The following is a 26,094-nucleotide window of genomic DNA, read 5'->3' on the forward strand; positions in this document are numbered from 1 at the left end:
CTGCCATCCGCGGCTCAGCCCTTCTTGAGCTTGGCGATTTCTTGAGTCAGTTCGGGGACCGCGGCAAAAAGGTCGGCGACCAAGCCATAGTCGGCAACATTGAAGATCGGCGCCTCGGGATCCTTGTTGATCGCGGCAATCACCTTGGAATCCTTCATCCCGGCTAAGTGCTGAATAGCGCCCGAGATACCCACCGCCAGATAGAGGTCGGGTGCCACCACTTTACCGGTCTGTCCGACCTGTAGATCGTTGGGCACGAAACCGGCGTCCACCGCTGCGCGGCTGGCCCCCATCGCGGCGCCCAGCACGTCGACCAGCGGCTCCAACACTAGCTTGAAATTCTCGCCCGAGCGCAACCCGCGTCCGCCCGACACGACGATCCTGGCCTCGGTGAGTTGAGGGCGGTCGTTTTTGGTTTGGTTGAACCCGATGTACTCCATCTTCAACTGCTCGGCCTTGAGTTCCACCGCCACGGTTTCGATCGGCGCGGCCGTCGCGCCGGGCTGCGCAGGCTCGAAGGCGGTCGCGCGCACGGTGACGACTTTGCGCGGACCCTCCAGCTCGATCGCGGCCAGGACATTGCCGGCATACATCGGGCGAATCAGCGTTCCGTCGGTTTCGATCGCCACGATGTCGGAGGCCATCGGCGCATTCAGGCGCGCCGCTAGCCGCGGCATCAAATCCTTGCCGCGCGCGGTTGCGGTCGCCAGCAAATATTCGGCGTCGACCTGCTCGGCAACAGCGGCCAGGGCTTGGGCATAAGCATCAGCAAGATAATTTTTAAGCGCGGGGTGTTGCACCGCCAGCAGCTTGCACCCGTATTGTGCCAGCCCGGGACACAAGGCGGCGATGTCCTCGCCTAAAATCGCGGCCAGGCATTGGCTGCCGATGCGCTCGGCCAAAATCGCTCCGGCCTGTAACGCGACCAGAGTCGATTTGGGAAATTGGCAGTGGTGATGCTCGGCAAAAACTACGACATTGCCCATGGGCTTGTACTTCTTCGGGAAAGATGGATTAAAAGCGTCTAAATCAGATAAGCTTAGCTTCGCCGTGCAGTAGCCTGACCATTTCCTGAACCGATTCTAGTTTGCGCCCGGCTTGGCGTTTGGGTGGAGCGCTCAGACGTTTAATCCGCAGCCGCGGGGTGAGATCGACGCCCAAAGTACTCGCCGCGACCTCCTGTAACTCCTTGCGCCGGGCTTTCATGATTCCTGGCAACGACGCATAGCGCGGCGTATTGAGTCGCAGGTCGGTGGTAATCACGCCCGGCAGGGAGAAGCCGACTTGCTCCAGGCCGCCATCGACTTCGCGCGTGACCGTGCAGCGCCCATCCTCCAATTCGACCTTGGATGCAAAAGTGGCCTGCGGCCACCCCAGCATTTCGGCCAACATCTGACCGGTCTGGTTGGCGTCGTCGTCAATGGCTTGTTTGCCGACAATGACGAGGTCGGGATGCTCTTGCTTAACTACGGCCGCGATCAGCCGAGCGATGGCGAGCGAGTCCAGATCCTGGTCGCTCAGGATGAGCTTGGCGCGGTCCGCGCCCATCGCCAGGCCGGTGCGCAGTTGTTCCTGCCAGGCGCTGGTTCCGATCGCCAGCAGGAGCACTTCGCCCTGGCCCAGGCGCTCCTTGATTCGCAGCCCTTCTTCGATCGCGATTTCGTCAAACGGATTGACCACCCACTTGATGTTTTCGGTGACGATCCCCGAGCCGTCGGGGCGCACGCTAATGGTCGTGGCGGGATCGGGGACCCGCTTGAGCGGCACCAGGATTTTCACCGTTTCACCCTTTCGGCCCTTGTTAATGGCCAATTAACTTAGCTGGCGCGCACCTCTCACGAAAGCGGGCGCTTGCAACGTTGCCTACCGCGCCCGCGCTCACTCCTTGTAGCCTAGCCGTTGGGACAGATCACTGCCCGCGTCCATAATCGCCGGCACGATCTCGGCGATTATACGCTCCTCGGACAAACGGTAAGCGGGACCAGCCACTGCCAGCGAACCCACCACCGAGCGGGTGTAATCCCGGATCGGAACCGCGACCGAACAGACGTCTTCCAGGTACTCTCCACGATCGACGGCATAACCTTCGGCGGCCATAGCCCGAAGCTGTTCAACCAACGTCTGGCGGTCATGAAGCGTGCGCGTGGTGTGGCTGGGCAATTGCGCCGGTATCGTGGTGGTCAGCTCGTCCTCGGGAGCAAAGGCCAGGTAAACCTTGCCCGCAGCAGTGCAATACAGGGGCAGACACTGACCAATGGGCAGAGTAATCTTGACATGGCGGTCCTCGGGCTCGGCCGCCTCCAAAGGCACCACGCCCTCGCGGCGAATGATGCCGATGAAGGCGCTTTCACGGCATCTTCGAGAAAGCTCTGCCAGGATCGGGCGGGCCTGCCGCACCAAACCCATATGGTCGATGTACCAGCGACCGAGGTTCAGACAACGGATGCCCAAGCGATAATTCTCCGTGGCCTTGTTCTGCTCGATATAGCCGCGCGCCTCCAAGGTCGCCAACAACCTGAAGACGTTGTTTTTATGCAACTTGAGTCGTTTGGATAGCTCGGTTACCCCCAGCTCGTCGACTTCGTTGGAGAATTGTTCCAAGACGTCCAGGGAATGAGCCACCGACTGGATGACATAATTGGTTTTATCTCGGCGCATCATCGGACGTTCTCTCTATCTTGTTCCATTAGGGCACGAATCCCCCACGGCAGCACCACTCAAGACCCGCCAGTTCAATTTTGGGATACTGTTTTATTCTATGGCGAGCGGGATGCCCTGTCAACGCGGACGTGCTACCGTGGGCGGGATCTTTTTACCTCGGGTAGAGGGAGCATGGCTGGCATGCATGGTCCCGCCTGGGTAAAAAATAGTTGTCCTCGGGCAGATACAAGCGGCATCGCCGCGCGGAGCGTGTAACATGATTGAGACCCTGGGGTTGCGCCATGTCGCGCTGCGAGTCGCAGACCTGGCGCGCGCCAAACGATTTTATTGCGAAAACTTCGGCATGCATGTGACTTGGCAGCCCGACCCTGACAACGCGTATTTGAGTTCGGGATGCGACATCCTGGCGCTCCACCGCGAGCCAACCACGGCGGATACGCCGCAGTCGCGGCTGGATCACATCGGTTTTTTCGTGAGCGACCAGGCCCGGTTAGAGGAAGATTTTGCCTGGGCCCAGCGCCAGGGACTTCCGATCGTCCATCCTTTACGTCACCATCGTGACGGAACCTCCTCGTTCTACCTGCGCGATCCCGATGGCGTGGTGATTCAGGTGTTGTACGATCCAAGCCTCAAATCGGCGCCTGGTGGCACGCCACACAGCGAGCGCTGAGCCAGCTTCACTGGCGGTGGGTTTCAAGATTGCTCGCAGATGGGATGTATAAATGATTCGCGGGAAAGCGACTGCACACGGCACCGCGGGATACGCGGCGCGTTTTGCCAATTTGCCGGGCAACTTTCGCCCGCTGCTCGGGTTGCAGGCCAGCTCTTTAGGGCTGGGTACTTATTTGGGCGAGATGGATGTCGAAACCGACGAACTCTACCGCCAGTGCGCCACGACCGCGCTCAGCCGCGGGATCAACGTGTTGGACACCGCTGTCAATTACCGCTTTCAGCGCAGCGAACGGGCGCTGGGCGCGGCAATCGCGCAGCTCGTGGGCGAGGGCAAGGTGCAGCGCGAGGAAATAATCGTCGCCACCAAGGGCGGGTACATCACCTTTGACGGCCAGATGCCGCCTGACCCGAGCGCCTGGTTCGAGCAGCATTTCATCGCCAGCGGTTTGATCCCGCCCGCCGAGCTGGTCGACAACTCCCATTGTCTCAATCCCCGCTTCTTGGCGGCGATGCTGGAATGGAGCCGCACCAACCTGGGCTTGGAGGCAGTGGACGTATATTTTCTGCACAATCCCGAGACCCAGCTTAACGAAGTCCCGCGACCGGAGTTTTTGCGCCGGATGAGGGCGGCCTTCGAAATGCTCGAGCAGCAGGTGGCGGCCGGCAATTTGAGTGCTTACGGGACCGCGACCTGGAGCGGCTATCGCACCGCCTCGCGCAATCGCGACTACCTGTCTTTGGCGGAGTTGGTCGGCTTGGCGGGCGAGGTAGCCGGCCAGGAGCATCACTTCAAGGTGATCCAGTTGCCCTTCTCACTAGCCGCTCCCGAAGCCCTGACTTTGGCCAATCAGTCGCTGCCCGGCCATTCGCAGCCGGTGACTTTGCTGGAGGCTGCGGGCGAACTGGGCGTCGCGGTGTGGGCCAGCGCCTCGCTCATGCAGGGACGGCTGGCCGTCAACCTGCCGGCGCTGGTACGTGAGGCCATGGCCGGCTTGCGCACCGACGCTCAGCGTGCGCTGCAATTCGTGCGCTCCACCCCAGGTATCGCTGTCGCCCTGGTCGGGATGAAGTCACCGCGCCACCTGCTGGATAATCTGGAAACGCTGGCAATCGCGCCGGCAGCTCAACAAGCCTATATGAAGCTGTTCAAACCAGCCGGTAACTAGCTGTTACCGAAACGGCTTTTCAGCGCGGCCCGGATCGCCTCGATGCTAGCGCCCTGGTCAAACATCCGCGCCGCCTCCAGCGCCTCACCGGTGCAGATCCCACAGGTGGCGCCGTGGAGATCGCGATAACAATCGAGCAGATTCTTATGACCGGCGCTTTTGTCGCAACCGCAGTAGCAATGCAGTTGCACGAGCAGATCCGGATGATCCTTGGCCACCTGATAGGCTTGGCGAATGGGTCCGTTGAATTGCGAGGGATTAAGCACGGGGCGGTCATGACTCGGGCCGCTGCTCCTGATGCAACAGCTTGGCGCAACCGGCTTGGCGCTTTGCGCGTAAGCCAGCAACGTCGGGCCAAAAGCCAAGGCCAAAACCACGCCAACCCATCCGAGTTGTTGTGCCGCTCTCCGCGCCTGTTTCATCGTTCAATCTCCTCGCGCCGGCCAAGCGAGCCCGCTACCCTGATGGTAATCGATTAGGCCGCCCACCGCGAGCGCCCGCTAACCCCTGACCCGGCGATTGCGGTAATATGGAGGCTATCGCCCCTGAGGAGCTTTGCAATGAGCAAACTGGGAATTTCCATCGCCTCTACGCCGGGCAATATCAACTTGGCCCCGGAACTCGCACGCGAGGCCGAAGCGGCCGGCTTTGTCGGCACCTTCACTCCCGAGGGCGGGACCAACGACGGGCTAATGACCTGTTTCACGATTGCGCGTGCCACCTCGCGCATCGGCATTTATACCTGGATCACCAACATTCACTTTCGGCTGCCCGTGCTTTGCGCCGGCTCGGCGATGATGGTGCAGGAAGCGGCGGCGGGCCGCTTCGTGCTGGGCCTAGGCGTCAGTCATCGGCCAGCGATGGAAGCGCTGGGGGTACGGGTAGAGAACAATCGCGACAAGCTGCGCGCTTATGCCGGAGATTTGCGCCGTATCTTCAATGGCGAGGTACCTGGCGGGCGCGGCCGGCCGGCAGCCAAGCCCTCCTACCCCATGCCGATTTACTTCTCCGCCCTGTCTTTGGAAACCGCTCGTCTGGCGGGCGAAATGGCCGACGGCATGGAATTGCTGATGTGCTCGCCCGAGCGCGCTCGCCGGCAAGCGGAAGTTGCCTGGGAAGGCGCGCGCGCGAACCAACGCGATCCTCAGGCCTTCAAGGTCACCGTGGGGACTCCGGTCTATCTCAGCGACGATCTTGATCGCGCTTACCAAGCGGCCCAGGAAAATCTGGCGCCCTATCTGATGCTGCCTTTCTACCAGCGCCAATGGGTGCGCAGCGGGTTCGAGGCCGAGGCCAAGGCCGCCCAGGAGGCGGCACGCCGCGGCGATAGCGCCGGGCAGCGCGCGGCGGTCTCGCGCCGTTTGATCGACTCGGTAGCGCTGGTGGGATCGGCCGCCCGTTGCGCCCAGCGTTTGGCCGATTATCAAGCAACTGGTGCCGAGATTGTCGTGCTCAGTCCGCGTCCGGTACAAAATGACATGGCCACTGCCACCCGCGCCGTCATCAAGGCCTTCGGGTCTAACTAATCAAAATGCTAGGCGGGATTTATTTGACCACGAAGCAGGCGCATAGTTAGCGCCAATACCGGCACCGCCCACAGGCCTGGATGACGCGGCCAAGAAATGGGCGCGAGGAGTAGCACATGGCTGAGATTATTATCGGGATGGCATCCCCCAATACGCCGATGCTGGCGATGGCACCGGAGCTCTGGGAGGAGCGGGCGGCCGCAGACCGGCGCAATACAAACCTAGTGGATATCGACGGCCGGGTCTGCACCTACGAACAACTGGCGCAGCGTACGGGCAATCGCTATGCCACATACGCTACTACTACGAACTTCAAGCAACAGAATGCCGCCGCGCAGGCCGCCCTCGATCGGCTGGCAGCCGAGCTAAGCGCCGCCAAGCCCGATCTGGTGGTTCTGCTAAGCCATGACAACCGCGACCTGTTCACGCCGGAAAACCAGCCGGTGATGTGCGTCTACTACGGCGACAAGCTAATCACGCAGAAAGCCAAGCTAGCGGCCGATGCTCCGAGCTGGCAGCGTCAACTGGCCAAAGCCCAGGGCCAGGACGAGCACCACGAGTTTCCGGTGGCGGCCGAATTTGCCCGCGAGCTGATCATCAAGCTGATGGCGCACCAGTGCGACACCGCTTCGGCCGATGAAATTCCCCAGCCCGACCAACAGGCCTTCGGATATACCTTTTCCTTTCCGCTGGTGCGGTTGGTTGGCGCTGTGCCGGTGGTTCCGGTGATCCTCAATGCTCTGCTGGCACCCAACCAACCCAGCCCACGCCGTTGCTACGAGTTGGGACGGATTTTGCGCGCCGCCATCGCCGATACCGCGCCGGGAGCGCGCGTTGCGCTACTGACCTCGGTCGGTATGTGTCACTTCGTGGTCAACGAGGAACTGGACAAGCAGGTTCTGGGCGCAATCAAAAACGGCGATAGCCAGACCTTGCGTACCATCCCAACCAAGCTACTAGCTGGCAATAACGGCCAAATCCGAGACTTGATCATGACCGCCGGCGCCATGGAAGGACGCGCGTTGGGATGGAGCGAGTATATTCCGGTATATCGCACCGCCGCTGGCACCGGAGTAGGAATCGCGGCGCTGCGCTGGCAATAAGACGCCCCCCTCAGGCATGGGCGCTGGCGGCGATTACCTTGACCAGGCTGAGCGCTTCGACAGGCTTGAGCAGGTGAGCCGAAAAGCCCGCTTGGCGCGCTCGCTCGACATCGGCCGGCGCGCCATGGGCGGAGAGTGCCAGCAGGGTCAAAGGCCGGCCCTGGGCATCAGCGCGCAGATGGCGCGCCACGTCATATCCATTCATCCCGGGCATCGCCAGATCGCATACCACGACGTCGGGCCGCTCGCTGTGGGCGCGCTGGATGCCTTCTTCGCCACAGGCCGCGGTGGCAACCTGCGCTCCCTGGGCTTCGAGTAAAGCCGCCACCGCTTCGCGCGAATCCTGATGGTCCTCGATAAGCAGGACCCGCACTCCGTCCAAATCGCGCCCACGTGCCGCGGTGGAATGGCCGGCCCCAGCGCTACCCGGCAGGCGCACCTCGAAGGACACCCCGGTCCCGGGTCCCGCGCTGCCCGCCCGCAACTCACCGCCTTGACGCTCAATCATCGGGCGGATGAGGGCCACCCCAACGCCGAGTCCCGCCGCACTGGTGGACGCTTTGTGGGCTGTCTGGGACTCCTCGACCAATTCGACCGTGCGCTTGAAAGAAGCAGATTCAAACCCGCCTTGGGGGTTGCTGACCTTGAGCACCACGGCGTCGTTTTCGGTCGTTGTGCTCAGTGCGATGAACCCACCCTGGGGAGCGTTGCGTACCGCATTGCGTAAGAGATTGGCGATAACCTGCTGCAATTGGCGCGGCTCCGCCTCGATCGCTGTCCCATCCGCGGGCCGCTCGACCCTCAGCTCCACCTGTCGGGCTTGGGCTTGAGCGCGCACCGCGTCGGCCGCAGCCTGAAGCTGTTCGCCGACGTCGACACGGTGGGGCCGGCCCGCGGCGGGCGGGTAGCCGGCGATGCCCAGCAGATCGTCGACCAGCCGGACCTGCTCGCGGGTATTGCGCTCGATCACTCCGATTGCCTTCTGCCAACGTCGTTCCAGGCGCGCTTGGCGTGCGAGGATCTGGGTCCAGGTCAGAATCGGGGTCAAGGCCGCGCGCAATTCGTGCGAGAGCTGAGCCAGCAGCTCGCGCCAGCCGCGATTGGCATGGCGCAATTCGTCAACCAGTTGTAGCTGCTCGGTCATGGCCAGCGCGCTGCCAATCACCGCGGCCGCTACCTTTGCTAGCTCACGGGCCGCCGGGTCAGAAACGCGCTGGGGACGGCCAACAACCAACAGCAAACCGCCGACCTGACCGGCAGTCAGCGGAACCGCCAGCACACGACCTGGCCCCAACATAGGGGGCAGCGCGGCGACTTGGCGCGGAGTTTCAATTGCGCTGGGCTGACCGGCGCGCAGTAGCCCGGCGGCCAAGCTCCCTTCCTCAAGACTCAGGCACAAATCGTGGATAGCTGCCGGCGATAAACCCAGCCCCGGCGCCCGCCCGCGCAATTGCCGACCGCCATCTTCGGGCAGCATCAACACCACCACCCGCGCCTGCAGCGCCTGGCCCAGCAATCGTTGAATTTCGGCTACGCTTTGTTCGTGGGCAGCTCCGCCGAGTGCGGCGATCTTCGCCGCATACTCCAGCAGGTAGCTGTCCGGCACAAGTTCCGATTTGTGACCACGAAGCTCAGCGCTGGCCATAGAGACACCTACTGCTAGGATTTTGGTCGGCAGAGGAGATGAAAGGAAGGAAAGTCTAAAGCGCCAGAGGCCCCACCACCCAATTCCGATTATAAAATAAGACAACCGTCAGCAGCAACCACGTGGCGCTCGCCTGTGCTAGTGGTTTATCCACAGTTCGCGCCACAAATCTGCGTACGCTCTTTAGGCAAGATTTTCAGCTGGTGGACTCGCCGGCTTCGGGTCCTTCCCGCCGCTCGCGGCGCTCCAGCCGATTGTAAAGTGTCTTGAGGCTAACGCCCAAGACCTCGGCCGCGCGCGTTTTGTTGCCGCCCATAAACTCAATGGTACGCGTGATGAGCTGTCGTTCGACCTCCACCAGCGAACTACCCAACGTAACCAGCAGATGAGGGTCGGGGGTCGTCGCCGGCTGCAGCTCGGGCGGCAAATCGGCCACCTCCAGCACTGGAGCACGGCTGACGATGACCGCGCGTTCGATAACGTTGCGCAACTGGCGTACGTTGCCCGGCCAGGGGTAGGCCCGCAAGACCTGTAGGCATTCGTGACTTACCCCACGGATGGGATGATGAGCCTGGCTCTGAAACTCGCGCAGGGTGGCCTCTACCAGCGCGTCGATATCCTCGGGCCGCTCGCGCAGAGAGGGCAGTTCCAGAGAAAACACAGCCAACCGATAATACAAATCCTCACGCAGGCGTCCTTCACGCAGCGCCCGCCCCAACGGCCGATTGCAGGCCGCCAGGACACGTACGTCCAAGCTAAGCTCGCTGCTGCCGCCGACCCGGCGCACGCGCCGCTCTTCGATCGCCCGCAACAGTTTGGCTTGCAACTCGGGTTTCATCTCGGTGATCTCGTCAAGCAACAGGGTGCCCCCGTTTGCCAGCTCGAAACAGCCCTCGCGCCGGCGTTCGGCGCCAGTGAAAGCGCCCTTTTCATGGCCAAACAGCTCGCTTTCCACCAAGGTTTCGGGCAGCGCCGCGCAATTAATTGCCAAATAGGGGGCCTGGCGGCGAGGCGAGAGTTCGTGAATGGTGCGAGCGGTCAGATCCTTGCCGGTGCCGCTTTCCCCGCTGATTACGATAGAGGCATGGGAGGGCGCCACCTGTTCGATCAGGCTCATCACCCGGCGCATCGCCAATGACTGGCCGATAATCGGGCCTAGCTCGCCTATACCCAGCAGTCGGCAGCGCAAGCGAGCGTTTTCCAGCCGCACCTCCAGATGCTCGCAGAGATGATCGAGCAGCGCCCGCAGGCGGGCGGGATCTATCGGCTGGCACAGATATTCGCACGCACCCAGCTTCATCGCCGCGACTGCGTCAGAAATTTCGCCATGGGCCGAAACGATAATCGGGGCCAACGCCAGCCCGCGCTCGCGCAACTCGCGCAGGAGTCCGAGCCCATCCAGCCGCGGCATCGCTAAGTCCGAAATCAAGATGTGCGGCTCCTCAGAGCTGGCCATTTCCAGAGCCTCCTGACCATTGGCCGCCAGCAGGACGGTAAAGCCCCACGAGCCTAACAGTTCGCGCCAGCCCTGACGGGTGGTCGCGTTACTGTCCGCTACCAGCACTCGTTTTTCCGCACTGACCATCGCACACCGAGCATCGAACACCGAGCCACCTACACCATGCAGCCAAGCCCAACTCTCGGCACTATTTTTTACGAGGTTTTGGAACCCGGACCCGGTTCCCGTCGGTTAGGCCTCCACGTTAGCATCGCCTTGTACCGAGGTAAACCAACTTTGCTGGAGCCAAAGTCTAGCCGCCAGAACACCTTCCCGCGCTGTTTCGTGAATGCCGGCACAGTGGCATCATGGGGTCGGAACCGCGGGCGATTTTGAAGGAATTGCGATCCATGAAAATCCCGGCGCGATGGATGGCTGTGGGCTTGCTTCTGAGCCTGGCACCGGCCACCGTGTGCCGAGCTTCGGATGTGCAGTCATTTTTGGCCGCGCCCACCGAGATCAAGGTCTACGACCCCAGTGGCACGCGAGTGACCGGTCATGGCCACTACAACTTTGCCCGGCATGGCGTGCAAATCTTGCTGGACGGCGAGATTAGCTATTTGGATGGTTCGCGCGACCTGGAACATGCGGTGATCGCTCAACCGCCCAACAGCAAGCCGATGTTGCGCCATTTCGAGGCCGACTTCTTCAGCCCCCACGGCAAGCTGCAGCTTGTCGAGAAGGCCAATTTCAGCTCGGGCAAAGCCTCCTGCCTTTGGTCCAACCGCTGGCGCACTGGGGATTACCGCGCGCAGCTTCACTTCCCCGGCGATGCGTCGGCGGGCGCGCTGGCGGTGTTGCCCCTGGAGCAGGCTTTCAGCCATGGCGAACGCTCCACCAAGCTGCACCTGTTCGAGTGCGCGCCCCGGCCCGAGATCATCGATGTCGACGCCAAACTGACGCCTAAAAACCAAGCCCGTTTTGCGCCGGGGGCGGCCCAGTTGGAGCTACTGCCTGACCTTGGGTGGTTGACCGCGCTGGCTGGCCCCTTCCTGCCCAAAGCTTCGGTGTGGCTCAACCCGCATGCCGACTGGGGCTACGTCGGCACGCTCAAAGAGCGCTACTACCGGGGGCGGCGCGAACTGCTGGTCCGCCAGCCGGCCAACCGCCAAGGTAGTTGAGTACGCCAAGCCGCACTGAGGGGCCTAACCGCGCACCCCCTTGGTCTATACCAACGGACCCGCCGCGGCGGGCTTGGAATTAAAAGTGAGTGGCGCCCTCGCCGGGCTGGTGTCTAACCAGCGACGGCTTAGGCTTACGGTATTGAAAGACAGTCTGGCAATGGGCGCACACGCCCTGAGGTTGTTCGACCCCCGCGCGCTTAATCAATTTGGTATAGCGCACGCTGCCATCGCAAAGGTGGGCGGCAACCGGGAAGTCATACACCGTCCGAACCGCAAAAACTTGTTGCTCCATCTAACTCGGGGGCTCCCTCATGCAGAATTTGTCCTCGGGTTGCGCGGCCCGAAAGGTAAGCAGTCCGCAGGCGGTGGCCGCGCCGGTTACTGACCGCACACTAAAATTAAACGATTGTTGAGAAGGGTCAATAATTTTCCCCGCTCGATGAAAAATTTTTCCTCATCCTCAGCCGCCCGCCGCCCGCAGCTGCTGTTCCAAACCACTCAACCACTCGTCCAATTCGCCCTCGCACTCGACCACGATCTGCAATTTGCCGCTGGCCAGCCGCCGCACCTGCCCGGGATGGCCGGGGCGCAGCGGAATCTCCACCATCTCGCGCGAGATTCCCAACCGGTCGAGGATTTCGAAGATCCGCTCGATTTCCGCCCTCGTCACCACCTTGAGCATTTGTCACCTCGCCCACAAAGCCCTGTGCGCGGCCCTGCGGCTGATTTATCATATAAACAGGCAAGCGCAGGGCGTGGAAGCGGGCGCCCAGCGGGCGTGCGGCTTGAAATTACCGCTTAGTGAGGGTCGTGTGTACGGCACCATCAAGAAAATCGTCAAGGACAAGGGCTTCGGGTTCATCGCTCCCGACGACGGCGGCGACGAAGTCTTCTTCCATCGCTCGCGCCTGTCGCCCAAGGTTTACTTCGAGGACTTGCGCGAAGGCAGCGAGGTCCAGTTCGAGGTTCGCCCAGGAGAAAAGGGGCCGCAGGCCTTTAATCTGCGCCTGCGCTAAGCTCCTCGCCCAAGCCCCGGGGCAACGGTAGAGCCACTCGTAAGCCAAAGCGAGGATGGTATACTAAGCCGTCGTGTCGGAGCATCAACACCATCACCACTCCCAGCGGCCCGGACGGCGCAATTTGCGCGCCGCCGTTGTTGTTGCCAGTGACAGCCGTACCGCCCGCGACGACGTCAGTGGCAAGCTTATCGCCGAATTGCTCGCCACTGCCGGCGTGGAAGTGGCCTCCTACCAGGTGCTCCCCGACGAGCCGGCGCAAATAGCGCAGGCGGTGCGAGGCGCGCGCGCGGAGTTGGATTTGGTGATTATCAGCGGGGGCACCGGGATCGGCGCGCGGGATAACAGCTACGAAGCGCTAACTGGGCTTTTGGACAAGGAGCTGACCGGTTTCGGCGAGTTGTTTCGCATGCTTTCCTATCAGGAGATCGGCGCGGCCGCCTTTCTCAGCCGCGCCACGGCCGGTATCAGCGCCGGTAAGCTCGTCGTTTGTCTGCCTGGAGCGCCGGCGGCCGGCCGTCTGGGAGTGGAAAAATTGCTTCTGCCCGCGCTGGACCATATCGCCGAGCTGCTGGAGTTGGGATGACCTTGCGGCTGAAATTTTTTGCAGTCTTGCGCGAGCGAGTAGGCCGGGGCGAGCTCAGTGGCAATTTCGCCGACGGAGCCAGCGTGGGCGAAATCTGGCAGCTCCTGCAGCAAGAGTATCCGGGCCTGCAGGGACAGGGCGAGGCCCTGTCCTTCGCGGTCAATTGCGAATATGTGGGCGCCGATTTCTGTCCGCGCGAGGGCGACGAGTTGGCTTTTATTCCTCCCGTCAGCGGCGGCGCACCGGTAGCCGCGGCTCGCATCGTGCGCCAGACCATCGACGTCGCCGCCCTGGAGAGCGCGGTGGCTGATCCAGCGGCGGGCGCGATCGTGAGCTTCGTTGGTACCACTCGCGATAACAGCGCCGACCGACGAGTAGTCGGGTTGGAGTACGAGGCTTACGAACCGATGGCGCTGCGCGAGATGGAAAAGTTGGTGGCCCAAGCCTACAGCCGCTTTGGCCTGGTGCGCGCCGCCGTGATCCATCGCATCGGCCGGCTCGAGATTGGGGAGGCCTCGGTGGCGATCGCGGTGGCAGCCGCCCATCGCGCCCAAGCCTTCGAGGCCTGCCGATTCTTAATCGATCGGATCAAGGAAAGCGTGCCCATCTGGAAAAAAGAATTTTTCGAGGGCGGCGAGGTGTGGGTCGGCTGTCAAACCTCTCACCCACCTCACGACGCGCACTGAGCACCGCCCCTGCGGCATCTATAGTACGGAGCAACTGGATGGCAATTGAACAGAGCACAGTGGAGAAGGTGATTCTGGCCCAGCCGCGCGGTTTCTGCGCCGGGGTCGAGCGAGCGGTGGAGGCGGTACGCAACGCCCTGCAGGTGTATGGGCGCCCGCTCTACGTGCGCCATCAGATTGTCCACAACCGTTTCGTCCTAGAGGCTCTGGAGCGTGAGGGGGCGATTTTTGTCGAGAGCCTGGATCGCATTCCCAACGGCCACCGAGTGATTTTCAGCGCTCACGGAGTCGCCCCCAGCGAATGGCAGCGGGCCCAGCAACGCGGTTTGCGGGTGATCGACGCGACCTGCCCGTTGGTCACCAAGGTCCATCTCGAAGTCGAGCGCTACGCGCACGAGGGTAAGACCATCATCCTGATCGGTCACGCCGGTCACGAAGAGGTCAACGGTACCTTGGGCGTGGCGCCGGGCAAAGTCATTTTGGTGGCGACGGTGGAAGAGGCTCGCACGGTCACGGTATCCGATTGCTCGCAGGTCGCGGTAGTAACGCAGACTACGCTGAGCGTCGATGACACGCGCGAAATCATGCTGGCGCTGCGGGAGCGTTTTCCCAACATGATCACGCCCAAGACCGACGACATCTGCTATGCCACTCAGAATCGGCAGAATGCGGTCAAGGCGCTCAGCGCGGTGGCGGACACGATCCTGGTGGTGGGTTCCAAACAAAGCTCCAATGCCAATCGCCTGGTCGAGGTGGCCCAGACCTGCGGCACCCCCGCCTATCTAGTAGATTCGCTACGCGACCTCGCCCCCGCGATGGTAGCAGGCGCGCGAACGCTGGGGTTAAGCGCGAGCGCCTCCTCGCCGGAGTGGCTGGTGGAAGAAATTATCGGGGCGTTTGCGACCCAGGGGGCGCAGATCGAGCTGTTGCAGGTAGCCACCGAGAAGGTGCATTTCGCCGCGCCGCTGGCGGAATGAAATTGCGCGCCTATCGCCACCGGCGTAGTTCAGTTTGCGACACATAACTGCTTTGTGGCCTAGCCGCGCCGGGATATCATCGGGTCCGATGATACTTTCGCCGATAGGCCGCGCGCGGCTGAGCGTCGCCATCCTGGCGCTGGCCGCCTGTGTGGCCCTGACCCCGGCTTTTGCCGCAACCCCACAACCCGTAGCCTCGGCTTCCAGACCCCCGAGTGCCACCCCTACTCCCGCGCTGACCCGGCGCGAGCGGGTGATCTCGTTTTTGGACCGCGTTATCACCTGGTACCACAACCTCAACACCGAGGTGGCGTTGGCCGAGCAGCCCAGCGAGATGCTTTATGTCAATGACGACCGCAACTTGGCTGACAGCCTACTCCAAGTAGCCTTCCAGTACGCGCGCGCGGAAGCAGAACTACTCAAGACAAGTACGCCGGCCACCACCGCTGACAAACTGGCCGTGCCCACGCCTCAGGGTACGCCGGGCTTGGCAGCGCTAGCCGCGCAGACCAAAACCACCATCGAGTCAGACCAGCGTAAGATCGCCCAGATCCGCGCCGAGCTGACGCGAGCCAAAGGGGCCGATCGCGCCAATCTGGCCAGCCGCCTGGTCGCGCTGCAGGCCGATTTGCAATGGCAGCAGGCACGCGCCGGATACATCGGAGCGATGCAAGCCTTCGAGCATGGCGGACCCAGCGCGACCCTGGGACAGAGCGATTTAGACGAGCGCATCGACGAGCTTCAGCGGGCTGTCTCGGCCGCGCAAGTCAAGCTTCCATCCCCGACCTTCAACCCTCCCCCCGAGCCCACGGGAGTCATTAGCTTGGCCCAACATCTGCTCGAGGACCAGCGCAGGCTCCAGCTTCTGGATGGGCGGCAGGCCGCGACCCAGGCGCTGGCCACGCAAAGCCGGGCCTTAGCCGCGCCGCTACGCCAACAACTCATGGAGCTTGATCGGCGGGCGATTGCCCTGAGTCATCAGGCGCTGGGTAGCGACCCGGCCAGTCTGGAAGAGCGCAGCCGTGATTTTGCCGAGCTGATCGAGCAACGCAAGCTGATAGCCGAGGTGCTGCTGCCGCTGGGCGAGTTGGGCGTGGCCATCAACCGCTACAGCACCAACCTCGGACAGTGGCACGCCGTGGTGGTCCGGCACATGAGCCAGGGACTGCACGCCCTGGTGGCGCGCTTGGCCGGGTTGCTGTTTTTGATCGCGCTGATCATCGCGTTGTCCCTGATCTGGCGCCATCTCACCATGCGCTATGTGAGCGACAATTATCGCCGGCGCCAGTTGCTCAAAATTCGCGATATTACCGTCCTGTGCTTGATTGCTTTGGTGTTGATTTTTAACTTCACCACTGAGTTGGCGGCGCTTGCCACCATCCTGGGTTTCGCCGCCGCGGGCATCGCAGTCGCGCTGCAGGACGTTATCCTGTCGCTGGCCGGCTATTTCCGCTTGAGCGGACGCTATGGGATGAAGCGGGGCGACCGGGTGGAATTACTTGGCGTGCGCGGCGAGGTGCTGGAAATCGGCTTGACCAAACTGACCCTTATCGAGCTGGGAAGCGATTCCTCCAATTCCAGTCCCACTGGCCGCTTGGTGGTGATACCCAATTCGTCGATCTTTCACGACAAGTTCGTCAATCATCCCCCCGACACCCGGCTTATCTGGAACGAACTGAGCTTTACGCTCGCACCCGAGTGCGACTATCGGGTAATCGAAAAATTGCTACTGGAGGTGGTCGAAGAAGTGTTTGCGCGCTACCGTGATCGGGCCCGTCGCCAATTGCTCGCGATGGAGCGCACCATCGATACCAGCGTGGAGTCACCCAAGCCGCAAAGCCGCTTGCGCCTGCGCGCCGATGGGCTAGAAATCACCTTGCGCTATCCCGTGGAAGCTTCCTACGAGGCTCAGGTGACCGATGAAATTTCGCGCCGCCTTCTCGACACACTGGCTCGCCAGCCCAATCTGCGTTTCGTGCCCAGCTCCGCACCCAACATCCAAGTTAACACGGCGCCGGTGGTCGGCGACGCCGAACTGGTTCCCTCGCAAGCCAAAGCCGAGTGATAAGCGACCGGAGGCCATTTTACGTGTGAATCGCCCTTGTATATCAAGTGCCCACCTTGGCATTATTCTGGCTGATGCTGTTGCGCGCCTTATCCAGGAGTCGGAAATCGACCGGTCATGGCTGGCCTGCGCCGCAGGGCCCAGTTCTAAGGTCACGCTGTGCCAGCCCCTAGCGCATGAGTCCGCCGTCGCCCAAGGCTGTCCGTTACGTCGCCATCGAAGGCCCCATTGGAGTGGGCAAAACCAGCTTGGCCCGCGAACTGGCCCGAGTGATGGGAGCGCGGCTGGTCTTGGAGGAGGTCGACAACCCCTTTTTGGCCCGCTTTTACCGCGACCCCGAGCGTTACGCCTTTCCGACCCAATTGTATTTCCTGCTTACCCGCTGTACCCAGCAGCGTGAATTGGCCCAGCAGGAACTTTTCGCACAACGCACCGTAGCCGATTACCTGCTGGCCAAGGACCGGATTTTCGCCGCCCTTAACTTGGCCCCCGATCAGCTCGCGCTGTATGAGCAGGTTTATCGGCTGATGCAAACAGCGGTAACCAAACCGGACCTGGTGGTGTTTCTCAACGCGCGGGTGGAGGTGCTGGTGCGCCGACTGCGCCAACGCAATCGTGACTTCGAGCGCTGGGTCAGCGTAGAGTACCTGGAACAAGTCGCGGCCGCTTATCGCGACTTCTTCTTTTACTATGAGGAAACACCTTTGCTGGTGGTCGATAGCTCGCAGATTGATTTCTTGTCCGACCCCGAAGCGCTAGCCAAACTCCTGCAGGAGATCGAACATGCCGGGCCCGGAATTCAACATTACGTCCCGCGCAGCTAGGCAGGGCGTGGCGCTACCCCTGGCGCTTGGCCTTCAGATCTTTCGTCCACGGCCCGGGTCGCCGCCCACTTAGCTTGAACTGCAGGTAATCGCTCACAATGGTGGCATGATCGAAAGCCAAAGGCGTGGGCGGCTGATGGGGTAGAAAAAGGGCGGCATTCTTGGCATCGTCAGCCGCACGTAGCGCACCATGACCACGCCCGATGTACACCACACTGATAGTTTGCCCGCGCGGATCGCGCTTGGGATCGGAGTAAATTCCCAGCAGGTCGGTCAGCTCGACCTCCAACGAGGTCTCCTCGCGCATCTCCCGGACCGCGGCATGTTCGACGGTTTCACCGAAGTCCACGAAACCGCCGGGTAGAGCCCAGCCGTGGGGTTCGTTGAGCCGTTCGATCAGAACAATCCGTTCGCCGATTTCAATAATGACGTCGGCGGCAACTGGAGGGGTACTCGGGCGCGGCATGGCGCCATGATAGCATCCGAATCGGCGGATTGCGTCAGGCTCCCGGCCGGCTTGGAGCGGTTGACAGAAGCCGCGCCCATCATGAGAGTTTTGTTTTAACATGAAAGTAGCGCGGCTTTATGATTTCGATGATATCCGGATCGAGGACATGGCCCGGCCGGAAATTACTGCCGACCAGATCTTAGTCAGAACCGCCGCCTGCGGCATCTGCTCGGGCGACATTATGCCTTGGTACATGCGGCGCAAGGCCCCGCTGGTGCTCGGGCACGAGCCCGTGGGGGTGGTGGCAGAGGTGGGTAGCGCGGTGCGTGATTTCCACCCCGGTCAACGCGTGTTCGTCCATCATCATGCTCCCTGTTTCCAGTGCGCCGCCTGCCGCCGCGGCCAGTACGTGCAATGCCCGACCTGGCGTGCGAGCAAGTTGGTCCCGGGCGGGATGGCCGAATACTTTGTAGCCGCGGCGGTCAATCAACGCGATACCTTGCCGCTGCCTGACGCCGTCAGCGATCGCGACGGTGTACTGATCGAACCCGCCGCGTGTGTGGTCAAATCGCTGCGCCGCGCTGGCCTCAAACCGGGCGAGAGCGTGGCTATCATTGGCTTGGGCATCATGGGCATGATGCACGTGTTGCTGGCGCGCAAGCTTGGCGCCAGCCCCATCATTGGAATCGACCTACTGGCCTCCCGAGCCGCGCGCGCGCGCCGGATGGGAGCCGATTACGGCCTGGTGGCCGACGACCGGATCGAACAGCAGGTCCGCGAGGTGACGGCCGGCGCTATGGCCGACGTGGTAATCGTGGGGCCAGGTTCCACGGCCGCCCTGCACAGCGGCTTAAAGTTGGCTGGGCGCGCGGCCACCGTGGTGCAATTCACTACCACTCCCCCCGAAGCGGAGCTAAGCCTTAACATGCACGATTTTTACTTCAGCGATCTGCGCCTGGTGGCCAGCTATTCGTGCGGTCCGGACGACACCCGTGAGGCCTTGGCCTTGGTACAAAGCGGAGTTTTTAATGCGCGTGAATTAGTCACCCACAGCTTTCCTTTGACCCGTTTCGCCGAGGCCTTTGCGACCGCCCAGCGCGAGGAGGCGCTCAAAGTGGTAGTCACCTTCGGGGACTAGATCCTTAGCTCCCAAGCGCTCCGAACCCCTTTGCCACCGACGCCGAGAAAGGCGAGCCGCCGAATTTTCAACATTGCCAGAGCTGACAAACCCGCCGAGGGCGAGGCTCGCCAGGTATTGGCCGGTGCGCTGGGCGAGCGGGTCGCCTTCATCTTAGGTAACCTCACCACCCTGGTGGCTTTGCCATCCCAGTGTGACGATTGGCGCGGGCATCGCATCGGCGCCGGAGCCTGAGTGCTCGAACGCGATTTACCCTAAGCGGCGAAGCGGGGGAAATTTGGCCTTTTGTGAATTGTCGGAATGCGGAATAGGCCTCTACCTTCAAGCCGAAGCCTTACACAGACGCGGCGCAATGTACGGGAGGAGAGAGCAATTAGAGGGCGGAATCGCTCGCGAAACCGCCCCCTTAGTTTTAGCCAGCTCGACCCGAGTTACGGAGTGGCGCTACTCGCCGCCTTCGCATGGGAGGCCGCCTTGGCGTGATGACGACGCATCACGCGCCGCCGGCGCGGCCGCGCACTACTCATGGTCTTTTCGGCGATCGCTTCGGCGCGATCCGCCGCAGCCTTAGCGTCAGAGGCCGCCTGCTGCACTTGGCTGGCCGCCGACTGAGCCTGCGAGGCTGCCGCCTGAGCCTTTTGCGCCGCCGCCTCGGCGCGCGAAGCGGACTGGTCTGCCTGATTAGCCGCGTTCACCGCTTGCTGAGCCGGATCGGGCTGGTTGGAGGAACAGCCTGTTGTGGAGACCACGGCCAACAACGCCATGGCACCCGCCAGACCGACCAGTTTCGAAGTTCCTGAGTAAAAGCCCTGCATTACATACCTCCTTGGAGATCCCTTGCCAGTCCGTAACGGTGACCTGGTTGATTTTTGTCAGACAGCGCTATCAAAAGCAAGATTGTTTCATATGCCGCGCTACTGTAGAAGCGGCGCCCATATTAGTTTTACTTCGATCATTCAAAGCTTTTGCCCATTCTCAGGACTTCCTGAGACCTAGAAATCGTCACCCATGTCATCCATGCCACCCATGCCACCACCCATGCCACCCATGCCACCGCCCATGCCGCCCATGCCGCCCATACCACCCATGCCGCCCATCCCTTCGCCCCCATGGGCATGGGGCGGTGGCACGGCTTTTTTGGGTTTTTCGGCTACTGCAGCTTCCGTAGTGATCAGCATCGCAGCCACGCTGGCGGCATTCTCCAACGCGATCCTAACCACTTTGGCCGGATCGACTACTCCGGCTTTGACCAAATCCTCGAATTGGTCGGTGGCAGCGTTAAAGCCAAAATCAGCTTTGCCTTCGCACACGCGGTCATAAACCAACGGCGCCTCGCGCCCGGCGTTAATCGCGATCTGGCGCAGCGGTTCGCCCATCGCACGAACAACCAGTTGCGCTCCGGCTCGCACCTCGTCGTCCTCAAACGTCAGTTTCTCGATCGCTTTTTGGGCGCGGACCAAGGCCACCCCACCGCCAGGAACCATTCCTTCCTCGACCGCGGCGCGCAGGGCACTAACCGCGTCGTCAACCCGATCTTTTTTCTCGCGCATCTCGACTTCGGTGGCTGCGCCGACCTTGATGACCGCGACGCCGCCAGCCAACTTGGCCAAGCGCTCGTTGAGCTGCTCGCGCTCGTAGTTGGAGGTAGTCTGAGCAATCTGGGCGCGCAACTGGGCCATGCGGGCCTGAATCTCGTTCTTCTTTCCCGCACCTCCCACGATGGTGGTGTTGTCCTTGTCGATGATTACACGTTTGGCTCGCCCCAACATGGCCAGCGTCGCGTTCTCCAGCTTGAGCCCGGTTTCTTCCGCAATCACCTGGCCGCCAGTCAAGATCGCGATGTCTTCCAGCATCGCTTTGCGCCGATCGCTATAGGCTGGGGCCTTGACCGCGGCCACTTTTAAAGTACCGCGCAGGCGGTTGAGCACCAGGGTGGCAAGCGCTTCACCATCGACGTCGTCGGCGATAATCAGAAGCGGGCGGCCTTCGTGCAGCACCTTCTCGAGCAACGGCAGTAGATCGCGCATTGCCGAGATTTTCTTTTCATGCAGCAAGATCAGTGGCTCGTCCAACTCCACGCTCATCTTGGCCTGATTGGTGGCAAAGTAGGGCGAGAGGTAGCCCTTGTCGAACTGTAGTCCCTCCACCAACTCCAAGACCGTCTCCAAGCCGCGCGCCTCCTCAACGGTGATGACCCCCTCCTTGCCCACCTTGTTCATGGCTTCCGCGACAATCTGACCAATCTGGCTATCCCCATTCGAGGCAATGGTGGCGACCTGAATCATCCGGGCCTGATCCTTGACCGGCCGCGCCAGCTCTTTGATGGCGGCCGCCGCCGCTTCCACCGCCGCGTCGATTCCGCGCTTAAGCGCCATCGGATGAACGCCGGCGGCGAGGAGCTTGACCGCCTCGGCCACAATCGCGCGCGCCAGAACGGTAGCGGTGGTAGTGCCGTCACCAGCTACATCGGCAGTCTTTTGCGCTACCTCGCGCAGCAGCGAGGCGCCCAGATTCTCGAACCGATCCTCGAATTCCAATTCCTTAACCACGGTGACGCCATCTTTGGTCACCTGGGGCGCGCCGAAGCTTTTTTGGATCAATACGTTGCGCCCTCGAGGGCCCAGCGTGACCCGGGCCGCCTGAGCCACCAACGTGGCTCCTTTGATGATTCCGACACGCGCTTTCTCGTGTAACTCAATCATTTTGGCGGGCATCGCTCAGTCTCTCCATCTCTCCGTTCCGTCATTAAACGCAAGATAAGGCCACAATATGCCCTGCTGACGTCGGCCTCAATTTAAGCATCGGACCATCAGATGCAAGTGGGTGAAAGAGCACACCGGCACGATCGCGAGTTGGCCAACCCAGCCCGGACGTGCGAAGATGGACGGGATGAAGGCCATGCTTGGAATCAATGTCGCGCTGGCCGGCAGCTTGCTGATGGGAAGCTGGTTGGCCGGCTGTTCACACTTCCCGGGGCGCGCTAGCAACGTTGCTTCCCCCCAGCCTTGGCTGAGCGCCCAACAGGACGCCGACGAGGGCAGCGACCAGGTTAAGCCCGAGGATGTAGAAAAGTACATCAAAGTCTACCAAGCGATGCAGCGCAACCGCGCACTGACCATCGATCAAGCCACCGCCGAGCAGCACATGAGCGTGGCCCAATTTCGCGAGATCGAGGGGCGGGTTGAGCGCGACGGCGTACTGCGTGAGCGGGTTCGAAGCCAACTTTTGAAGTCCGCCAAGCAGCGTAGCCAGTCGCTCGCTCCCTAACCTGCAGCCGCGGAACAGCCTCCGTAACCCGTCTGCCTCTGGCCTAACCTACCCCCCAAGGGGGGGTTGAGCATCCCTGCCGAATCAGTCGATTCCGACTTCAGCTTATTACTTGGTGACCGAAGTCGCGAAGGCCGCTTCCAAGCGGGAGGCCGCGTCGTTCGCGCGCCGAACCGAATCCTGGGCCCCAGTGGCAGTGTCAGATGCCTGCTGTGCAGCGCTCTGGGCATCAGCCGCCGAATGTTCCGCTGCAGTCGCATCCGCATCCGCCTTGGTCGCGTCAGCCTGAGCTCGACTGGTCGCGTCGTTGATTGTCTTCATGTCAGGACCGCAAGCCGTCATAAAGCTGACCAGCGCAAGGACTCCCAGCATTCCCGCCAAAGTCTTCATTCGAAAGTACCTCCTGTGTCGGCAAAATCCCAAGGCCCGGAATAACTCCGTAAAATCGTTAGTCATCCTTACAAATCGAGTTACCTAAGGCAAGCTTCGAGCGAAAGGAGCTTATGAATGCTTACCTCGTGCCTAGTCGATATATGCATAATCTGCCAATCTCAAGCTTCTTGGCCGCAAGCCTGTCTTCCCAATCGATCGCACAAGAGCGATGAGGGGCTACCACTGGTAATTTGAATCTTGCCAGTTTGACGGCGCCCCGTCTCACCATTTTCGTAAAAACGTGGTAAGTTAGCGATCAAAGCGATTTGCCGGGCGTTAGAGTTCCTGACCGAGCCGGTGATGCTGCCGTGGAATTGCGCACCGCGAAATTCAACGACTTGCCCCGAATCCTGGAAATCGAGCGGCTTTCTTTTTCTCAACCCTGGAGCCTGAATTCTTTTCGACGCGAACTTTCGCTATCTTTTTCCCGCACCTACCTGGCGGTAATCGATGGGGAAATTGCGGGCTACCTATGTCGTTGGCTGGTTGCCGGCGAAGTCCATATCCTCAACATCGCGGTCCATCCCGGCATCCGTCGTCGGGGCGTAGCCAGCGCGCTGCTGGCTGAGACAGTGGACGAAGCCATACGCGTACAGGCTGAGCTGATGATCTTGGAGGTTCGTCGCTCCAATTTGGCGGCGCAGCAGCTTTACCGCCGGTTTGGCTTCGTGCATCGGCGGTTACGCCGCAATTACTATGGTGCCGGCGAGGATGCGCTGGTTATGGAGCTGGTGCCGGCGAGCCTGCGTGCCGGCGCAACTCGCCAGGCTGAAAGTCGTCTGAGGCTCGATACGCTCGGGGAGATTTCCAAAAATAGAAGCTGACTTTCCAGGCTTTTTGCGGAATTTCCGAGAGGATTGGCCAGGAACACTTAACGATTCGGCCTTTTTGTGCAATAATCAAGCCTAGCGTTAAAAACGTAGCGGGCTGGGGGGTGGCCGCAAGCAAAAACGCTTGATCTTAAAACTCTTCGAATGAGAACTGCGCAAGATGCCCCTAGCATTTAAAAAAGGCGAAAAAGTTGTCTACCCGGCTCATGGGGTCGGGGTAATAGATGACATCCAAAGCAAGGTCATCTCGGGAACCGAGCGCAAGTTCTACATGTTGCGCATCCTGGACAGCGAAATGACCATCATGATCCCCACCGAGAACGTCGACGCGGTGGGGTTGCGCCGGGTGATCGGCAAAGAGATGGTTACCAAGATTTACAAGATCTTGCGCGAGCGCAAGGTGGAGGTGGACAGTCAGACCTGGAATCGGCGCTATCGGGAATATACCGAAAAAATCAAAACTGGATCACCGCTTGAAATTGCCAAGGTACTGCGCGATTTACTCGTGCTCAAGGGCGACAAAGAACTCTCTTTTGGCGAGCGCAAGATGCTGGACACTGCGCGCAGCCTGCTAGTCAAGGAGCTATCGATTGCGCGCGCCCATCCCGAAGAGAAAATCATCGAAGAACTCAATACGATCTTCGCTACTTGAGCAAGCAAGCCCCCTCGCGACCCGGCCGGCACCCGGCTGGGGCCGCGCCTAGTTTGGCAGCTCCTCCGCGGCGCGACGAGTCGAGCAACTGTTCTAACATGGTAGCCGTTGAGCCAGAGTGAAAGCCTCCGCCATCGTTGTCGCGGCCGGCAGCGGACTGCGTCTGGGGATGGCCCAGCCCAAAGCTTTGGTCCCACTCGGACGCGACCCGATCTTATATTATTGCTTGCGCACGCTGGCCCAGGTGGCCCAGATCAGCGAGCTGATAATCAGCGCGCCCCCCACCCATCTCGCGGCCGTCGGCGAGTTAGCCCAGCGCGCAGCCGCTAGGCTCATTCCAACGGTCGTAAGCGGAGGAGCCCAGCGACAGGATTCCGTCCGCTGCGCTATCCAGCGCCTGAGCCCGGATGCGGAGCTGGTTGTCATTCATGACGCAGCCCGGCCCTTTGCCAGCGCAACGCTGTTTGAGGCGTGTTTGAACGCCGCAGCACGGGTCGGCGCCAGCTTGGCCTGCGTGCCGGTAGCCGACACCCTTAAGGAGGCCGAGGGCAGCTTCGTACGCGCGACCCGCTCACGCCAAGCCTTGTACCAAGCCCAGACCCCGCAGGCCTTCACTCGCTCGGTACTGCTGGCCGCGCACGCCCGCGCCGGCGGCGACAGCGCCACCGACGACGCGCTTTTGGCCGAGCAGATCGGACAGCGGGTGGAAATCGTCATGGGCTCACCGCTCAACTTCAAGATAACTACCGCCGAAGACCTGCGCCTGGCGCAGGCTTTGCTCGCGGGAGATCCGGAATTGGCCGCCCGCTTCTCAGGCGCCGACTTCCAAACCTAGCCCGGAAGCAAAGGTAACGCGTGTTGCGCCGCTTGCCCTTTTTCACCACGAATCGCGCGCGAAATACAAAGGCTCGACGCAATTACTCTCAACCGCGAAAAAACGAGAACAGCGGCTATACCACTTAATTTCTCATCAAGGCTAGCCCTTCGTTGAGCGAACCCGAGCGGAAGCCATTGAGGTCGAGGGTCACGAAGCGAAAACCCAGTTGGCGAAATTCGTGCGTGATCTGCTGGTTTAGTTCCGGCTCCAGCAACCGCGCCATCTGATCGCGCGCCACTTCCAAGCGGGCAATCTCGCCATGATGGCGCACGCGCACCACCGGGAAGCCCAGTTCACGCAGCAATTGCTCCCCGCGCTCGACCTGGCGCAGCCCTTCGGGAGTGATACGAGTGCCGTAAGGAAAGCGCGAGGAGAGGCATGGCGAGGCCGGCCGATCCCAGGTCGGCAGCCCCATCGCGCGCGACAGCTGGCGAATATCGTCCTTGGTCATTTCCGCCTCGACCAGCGGGTGGCGCACTCGGCGCTCGGCAGCGGCCTTCATTCCGGGGCGGTAATCGTGCAGGTCATCGAGGTTGAGCCCGTCGACGATTTGGGTAATTCCCAACTCGGCGGCTTTAGCCTCGCAGATCTCGAATAAATTGCTCTTGCACAGGTAGCACCGGTTGATCGGATTTTGGGCATAGCCGGGAATTTCCAGTTCGTTGGAATGGATCACCAGATGGCGGGCGCCGATGCGCTGGGCAATCGTGGTGGCCGATTTGAAGTCCTCCTCGGGCATGGTGGGCGAGGTGGTAGTCAGGGCCAGCACCCGCGCGCCGGCGACCTCGCAGGCCACCTGGAGCAAAAAACTGGAATCCACCCCGCCCGAAAAGGCCACCATCACGGAGGGCATCGGGCGCAGGATCTCTTTTAGCCGGGCCAACTTTTGGGACAAATCCAT

Annotated in this window: 28 protein-coding genes; 16 read left to right on the forward strand and 12 right to left on the reverse strand. The window is 61.4% G+C overall.

Going from position 1 to position 26,094, the window contains the following annotated elements:
- Positions 1–14 precede the first annotated feature (14 nt).
- The 3 genes from VKV28_05590 to VKV28_05600 form a co-directional block, all read right to left on the reverse strand.
- Positions 15–986, reverse strand: coding sequence for an electron transfer flavoprotein subunit alpha/FixB family protein (locus tag VKV28_05590; protein ID HLH76264.1), 972 nt, complete (start codon positions 984–986; stop codon positions 15–17).
- Between the two features lie 43 nt (positions 987–1,029).
- On the reverse strand, positions 1,030–1,779 hold the full coding sequence (locus VKV28_05595) for an electron transfer flavoprotein subunit beta/FixA family protein (protein HLH76265.1): 750 nt from the start codon (positions 1,777–1,779) through the stop codon (positions 1,030–1,032).
- 99 nt (positions 1,780–1,878) lie between these two features.
- Positions 1,879–2,661: an IclR family transcriptional regulator gene (locus tag VKV28_05600; GenBank protein ID HLH76266.1), complete on the reverse strand. Its 783-nt coding sequence runs from the start codon at positions 2,659–2,661 to the stop codon at positions 1,879–1,881.
- A gap of 256 nt (positions 2,662–2,917) precedes the next feature.
- Between VKV28_05600 and VKV28_05605 the strand changes: the two genes are divergently transcribed.
- A complete protein-coding gene (locus tag VKV28_05605; protein ID HLH76267.1) occupies positions 2,918–3,331 on the forward strand; it encodes a VOC family protein in 414 nt (137 codons plus the stop codon).
- 52 nt (positions 3,332–3,383) lie between these two features.
- Complete coding sequence (locus tag VKV28_05610; GenBank protein HLH76268.1) at positions 3,384–4,499, forward strand: aldo/keto reductase; 1,116 nt, start codon at positions 3,384–3,386, stop codon at positions 4,497–4,499.
- Here the strand turns inward: VKV28_05610 and VKV28_05615 are convergent.
- Positions 4,496–4,921: a CYCXC family (seleno)protein gene (locus VKV28_05615; protein HLH76269.1), complete on the reverse strand. Its 426-nt coding sequence runs from the start codon at positions 4,919–4,921 to the stop codon at positions 4,496–4,498. The two genes, VKV28_05610 and VKV28_05615, sit on opposite strands and share 4 nt — an antisense overlap.
- 138 nt (positions 4,922–5,059) lie before the next feature.
- Between VKV28_05615 and VKV28_05620 the strand changes: the two genes are divergently transcribed.
- Both VKV28_05620 and VKV28_05625 read left to right on the forward strand, forming a co-directional pair.
- Complete coding sequence (locus VKV28_05620) at positions 5,060–6,025, forward strand: LLM class flavin-dependent oxidoreductase (protein ID HLH76270.1); 966 nt, start codon at positions 5,060–5,062, stop codon at positions 6,023–6,025.
- 116 nt (positions 6,026–6,141) lie between these two features.
- Entirely contained in the window at positions 6,142–7,128 is a 987-nt protein-coding gene (locus tag VKV28_05625; protein HLH76271.1) for a hypothetical protein, read from the forward strand.
- Between the two features lie 10 nt (positions 7,129–7,138).
- On the opposite strand, the gene VKV28_05630 is transcribed toward VKV28_05625, so the two are convergent.
- Positions 7,139–8,773: a response regulator gene (locus VKV28_05630; protein HLH76272.1), complete on the reverse strand. Its 1,635-nt coding sequence runs from the start codon at positions 8,771–8,773 to the stop codon at positions 7,139–7,141.
- A gap of 196 nt (positions 8,774–8,969) precedes the next feature.
- On the reverse strand, positions 8,970–10,358 hold the full coding sequence (locus VKV28_05635) for a sigma-54 dependent transcriptional regulator (GenBank protein HLH76273.1): 1,389 nt from the start codon (positions 10,356–10,358) through the stop codon (positions 8,970–8,972).
- A 263-nt stretch (positions 10,359–10,621) separates the two neighbouring features.
- On the opposite strand from VKV28_05635, the gene VKV28_05640 reads away from it, so the two are divergent.
- A complete protein-coding gene (locus VKV28_05640) occupies positions 10,622–11,392 on the forward strand; it encodes a hypothetical protein (GenBank protein ID HLH76274.1) in 771 nt (256 codons plus the stop codon).
- A gap of 463 nt (positions 11,393–11,855) precedes the next feature.
- Here VKV28_05640 and VKV28_05645 read toward each other — a convergent pair whose 3' ends face one another.
- A complete protein-coding gene (locus VKV28_05645; GenBank protein HLH76275.1) occupies positions 11,856–12,077 on the reverse strand; it encodes a hypothetical protein in 222 nt (73 codons plus the stop codon).
- Between the two features lie 73 nt (positions 12,078–12,150).
- On the opposite strand from VKV28_05645, the gene VKV28_05650 reads away from it, so the two are divergent.
- The 6 genes from VKV28_05650 to VKV28_05675 all read left to right on the forward strand — a co-directional run bounded on the left by VKV28_05650 (position 12,151) and on the right by VKV28_05675 (position 17,549).
- Positions 12,151–12,411: a cold shock domain-containing protein gene (locus VKV28_05650; GenBank protein HLH76276.1), complete on the forward strand. Its 261-nt coding sequence runs from the start codon at positions 12,151–12,153 to the stop codon at positions 12,409–12,411.
- A 73-nt stretch (positions 12,412–12,484) separates the two neighbouring features.
- Positions 12,485–12,997: a molybdenum cofactor biosynthesis protein B gene (locus VKV28_05655; GenBank protein HLH76277.1), complete on the forward strand. Its 513-nt coding sequence runs from the start codon at positions 12,485–12,487 to the stop codon at positions 12,995–12,997.
- On the forward strand, positions 12,994–13,683 hold the full coding sequence (locus VKV28_05660) for a molybdenum cofactor biosynthesis protein MoaE (protein HLH76278.1): 690 nt from the start codon (positions 12,994–12,996) through the stop codon (positions 13,681–13,683). Before VKV28_05655 ends, VKV28_05660 begins: the two co-directional genes overlap by 4 nt.
- 38 nt (positions 13,684–13,721) lie before the next feature.
- Entirely contained in the window at positions 13,722–14,660 is a 939-nt protein-coding gene (ispH, locus tag VKV28_05665) for a 4-hydroxy-3-methylbut-2-enyl diphosphate reductase (GenBank protein ID HLH76279.1), read from the forward strand.
- Positions 14,661–14,748: 88 nt separating this feature from the next.
- Positions 14,749–16,725 (forward strand): mechanosensitive ion channel domain-containing protein, encoded by a 1,977-nt coding sequence (locus VKV28_05670; GenBank protein HLH76280.1) that lies wholly within the window; start codon positions 14,749–14,751, stop codon positions 16,723–16,725.
- 176 nt (positions 16,726–16,901) lie between these two features.
- On the forward strand, positions 16,902–17,549 hold the full coding sequence (locus tag VKV28_05675; GenBank protein ID HLH76281.1) for a deoxynucleoside kinase: 648 nt from the start codon (positions 16,902–16,904) through the stop codon (positions 17,547–17,549).
- A gap of 13 nt (positions 17,550–17,562) precedes the next feature.
- Here VKV28_05675 and VKV28_05680 read toward each other — a convergent pair whose 3' ends face one another.
- A complete protein-coding gene (locus tag VKV28_05680; GenBank protein ID HLH76282.1) occupies positions 17,563–18,015 on the reverse strand; it encodes an NUDIX hydrolase in 453 nt (150 codons plus the stop codon).
- A 100-nt stretch (positions 18,016–18,115) separates the two neighbouring features.
- Here VKV28_05680 and VKV28_05685 point away from each other — a divergent pair, with 100 nt between their 5' ends.
- Positions 18,116–19,135 carry an alcohol dehydrogenase catalytic domain-containing protein gene (locus VKV28_05685; protein HLH76283.1) on the forward strand — a complete coding sequence of 340 codons (1,020 nt, stop codon included), beginning with the start codon at positions 18,116–18,118 and terminating at the stop codon, positions 19,133–19,135.
- Between the two features lie 431 nt (positions 19,136–19,566).
- Here the strand turns inward: VKV28_05685 and VKV28_05690 are convergent, their stop codons facing one another.
- Complete coding sequence (locus VKV28_05690) at positions 19,567–19,950, reverse strand: hypothetical protein (GenBank protein ID HLH76284.1); 384 nt, start codon at positions 19,948–19,950, stop codon at positions 19,567–19,569.
- Between the two features lie 177 nt (positions 19,951–20,127).
- A complete protein-coding gene (groL, locus tag VKV28_05695) occupies positions 20,128–21,849 on the reverse strand; it encodes a chaperonin GroEL (GenBank protein HLH76285.1) in 1,722 nt (573 codons plus the stop codon).
- 175 nt (positions 21,850–22,024) lie between these two features.
- Between groL and VKV28_05700 the strand changes: the two genes are divergently transcribed.
- On the forward strand, positions 22,025–22,402 hold the full coding sequence (locus VKV28_05700) for a hypothetical protein (protein ID HLH76286.1): 378 nt from the start codon (positions 22,025–22,027) through the stop codon (positions 22,400–22,402).
- 108 nt (positions 22,403–22,510) lie between these two features.
- On the opposite strand, the gene VKV28_05705 is transcribed toward VKV28_05700, so the two are convergent.
- A complete protein-coding gene (locus VKV28_05705; protein HLH76287.1) occupies positions 22,511–22,792 on the reverse strand; it encodes a hypothetical protein in 282 nt (93 codons plus the stop codon).
- Between the two features lie 350 nt (positions 22,793–23,142).
- Between VKV28_05705 and rimI the strand changes: the two genes are divergently transcribed.
- From rimI to ispD, 3 genes are all read left to right on the forward strand, one after another.
- On the forward strand, positions 23,143–23,658 hold the full coding sequence (gene rimI, locus VKV28_05710; GenBank protein ID HLH76288.1) for a ribosomal protein S18-alanine N-acetyltransferase: 516 nt from the start codon (positions 23,143–23,145) through the stop codon (positions 23,656–23,658).
- 166 nt (positions 23,659–23,824) lie between these two features.
- Complete coding sequence (locus VKV28_05715) at positions 23,825–24,316, forward strand: CarD family transcriptional regulator (protein HLH76289.1); 492 nt, start codon at positions 23,825–23,827, stop codon at positions 24,314–24,316.
- A gap of 118 nt (positions 24,317–24,434) precedes the next feature.
- The gene (gene ispD, locus VKV28_05720) at positions 24,435–25,151 is read left to right on the forward strand and encodes a 2-C-methyl-D-erythritol 4-phosphate cytidylyltransferase (protein ID HLH76290.1); all 717 of its coding nucleotides are present in this window, start codon (positions 24,435–24,437) and stop codon (positions 25,149–25,151) included.
- 124 nt (positions 25,152–25,275) lie between these two features.
- On the opposite strand, the gene larE is transcribed toward ispD, so the two are convergent.
- On the reverse strand, positions 25,276–26,094 hold the full coding sequence (larE, locus tag VKV28_05725) for an ATP-dependent sacrificial sulfur transferase LarE (GenBank protein ID HLH76291.1): 819 nt from the start codon (positions 26,092–26,094) through the stop codon (positions 25,276–25,278).

Source organism: Candidatus Binataceae bacterium (genome assembly GCA_035294265.1).
In the GTDB taxonomy this organism is placed as follows: Bacteria; Desulfobacterota; Binatia; order Binatales; family Binataceae; genus DATGLK01.

Bases quoted from the DNA above. Each gene is read 5' to 3' on its own strand.
- VKV28_05590 (HLH76264.1), bottom strand. From the start codon at position 986: ATGGGCAATGTCGTAGTTTTTGCCGAGCATCACCACTGCCAATTTCCC.
- VKV28_05600 (HLH76266.1), bottom strand. From the start codon at position 2,661: ATGATGCGCCGAGATAAAACCAATTATGTCATCCAGTCGGTGGCTCAT.
- VKV28_05605 (HLH76267.1), top strand. From the start codon at position 2,918: ATGATTGAGACCCTGGGGTTGCGCCATGTCGCGCTGCGAGTCGCAGAC.
- VKV28_05610 (HLH76268.1), top strand. From the start codon at position 3,384: ATGATTCGCGGGAAAGCGACTGCACACGGCACCGCGGGATACGCGGCG.
- VKV28_05615 (HLH76269.1), bottom strand. From the start codon at position 4,921: ATGAAACAGGCGCGGAGAGCGGCACAACAACTCGGATGGGTTGGCGTG.
- VKV28_05620 (HLH76270.1), top strand. From the start codon at position 5,060: ATGAGCAAACTGGGAATTTCCATCGCCTCTACGCCGGGCAATATCAAC.
- VKV28_05625 (HLH76271.1), top strand. From the start codon at position 6,142: ATGGCTGAGATTATTATCGGGATGGCATCCCCCAATACGCCGATGCTG.
- VKV28_05630 (HLH76272.1), bottom strand. From the start codon at position 8,773: ATGGCCAGCGCTGAGCTTCGTGGTCACAAATCGGAACTTGTGCCGGAC.
- VKV28_05635 (HLH76273.1), bottom strand. From the start codon at position 10,358: ATGGTCAGTGCGGAAAAACGAGTGCTGGTAGCGGACAGTAACGCGACC.
- VKV28_05640 (HLH76274.1), top strand. From the start codon at position 10,622: ATGAAAATCCCGGCGCGATGGATGGCTGTGGGCTTGCTTCTGAGCCTG.
- VKV28_05645 (HLH76275.1), bottom strand. From the start codon at position 12,077: ATGCTCAAGGTGGTGACGAGGGCGGAAATCGAGCGGATCTTCGAAATC.
- VKV28_05660 (HLH76278.1), top strand. From the start codon at position 12,994: ATGACCTTGCGGCTGAAATTTTTTGCAGTCTTGCGCGAGCGAGTAGGC.
- ispH (HLH76279.1), top strand. From the start codon at position 13,722: ATGGCAATTGAACAGAGCACAGTGGAGAAGGTGATTCTGGCCCAGCCG.
- VKV28_05670 (HLH76280.1), top strand. From the start codon at position 14,749: ATGATACTTTCGCCGATAGGCCGCGCGCGGCTGAGCGTCGCCATCCTG.
- VKV28_05675 (HLH76281.1), top strand. From the start codon at position 16,902: ATGAGTCCGCCGTCGCCCAAGGCTGTCCGTTACGTCGCCATCGAAGGC.
- VKV28_05680 (HLH76282.1), bottom strand. From the start codon at position 18,015: ATGCCGCGCCCGAGTACCCCTCCAGTTGCCGCCGACGTCATTATTGAA.
- VKV28_05685 (HLH76283.1), top strand. From the start codon at position 18,116: ATGAAAGTAGCGCGGCTTTATGATTTCGATGATATCCGGATCGAGGAC.
- VKV28_05690 (HLH76284.1), bottom strand. From the start codon at position 19,950: ATGCAGGGCTTTTACTCAGGAACTTCGAAACTGGTCGGTCTGGCGGGT.
- groL (HLH76285.1), bottom strand. From the start codon at position 21,849: ATGCCCGCCAAAATGATTGAGTTACACGAGAAAGCGCGTGTCGGAATC.
- VKV28_05700 (HLH76286.1), top strand. From the start codon at position 22,025: ATGAAGGCCATGCTTGGAATCAATGTCGCGCTGGCCGGCAGCTTGCTG.
- VKV28_05705 (HLH76287.1), bottom strand. From the start codon at position 22,792: ATGAAGACTTTGGCGGGAATGCTGGGAGTCCTTGCGCTGGTCAGCTTT.
- VKV28_05715 (HLH76289.1), top strand. From the start codon at position 23,825: ATGCCCCTAGCATTTAAAAAAGGCGAAAAAGTTGTCTACCCGGCTCAT.
- larE (HLH76291.1), bottom strand. From the start codon at position 26,094: ATGGATTTGTCCCAAAAGTTGGCCCGGCTAAAAGAGATCCTGCGCCCG.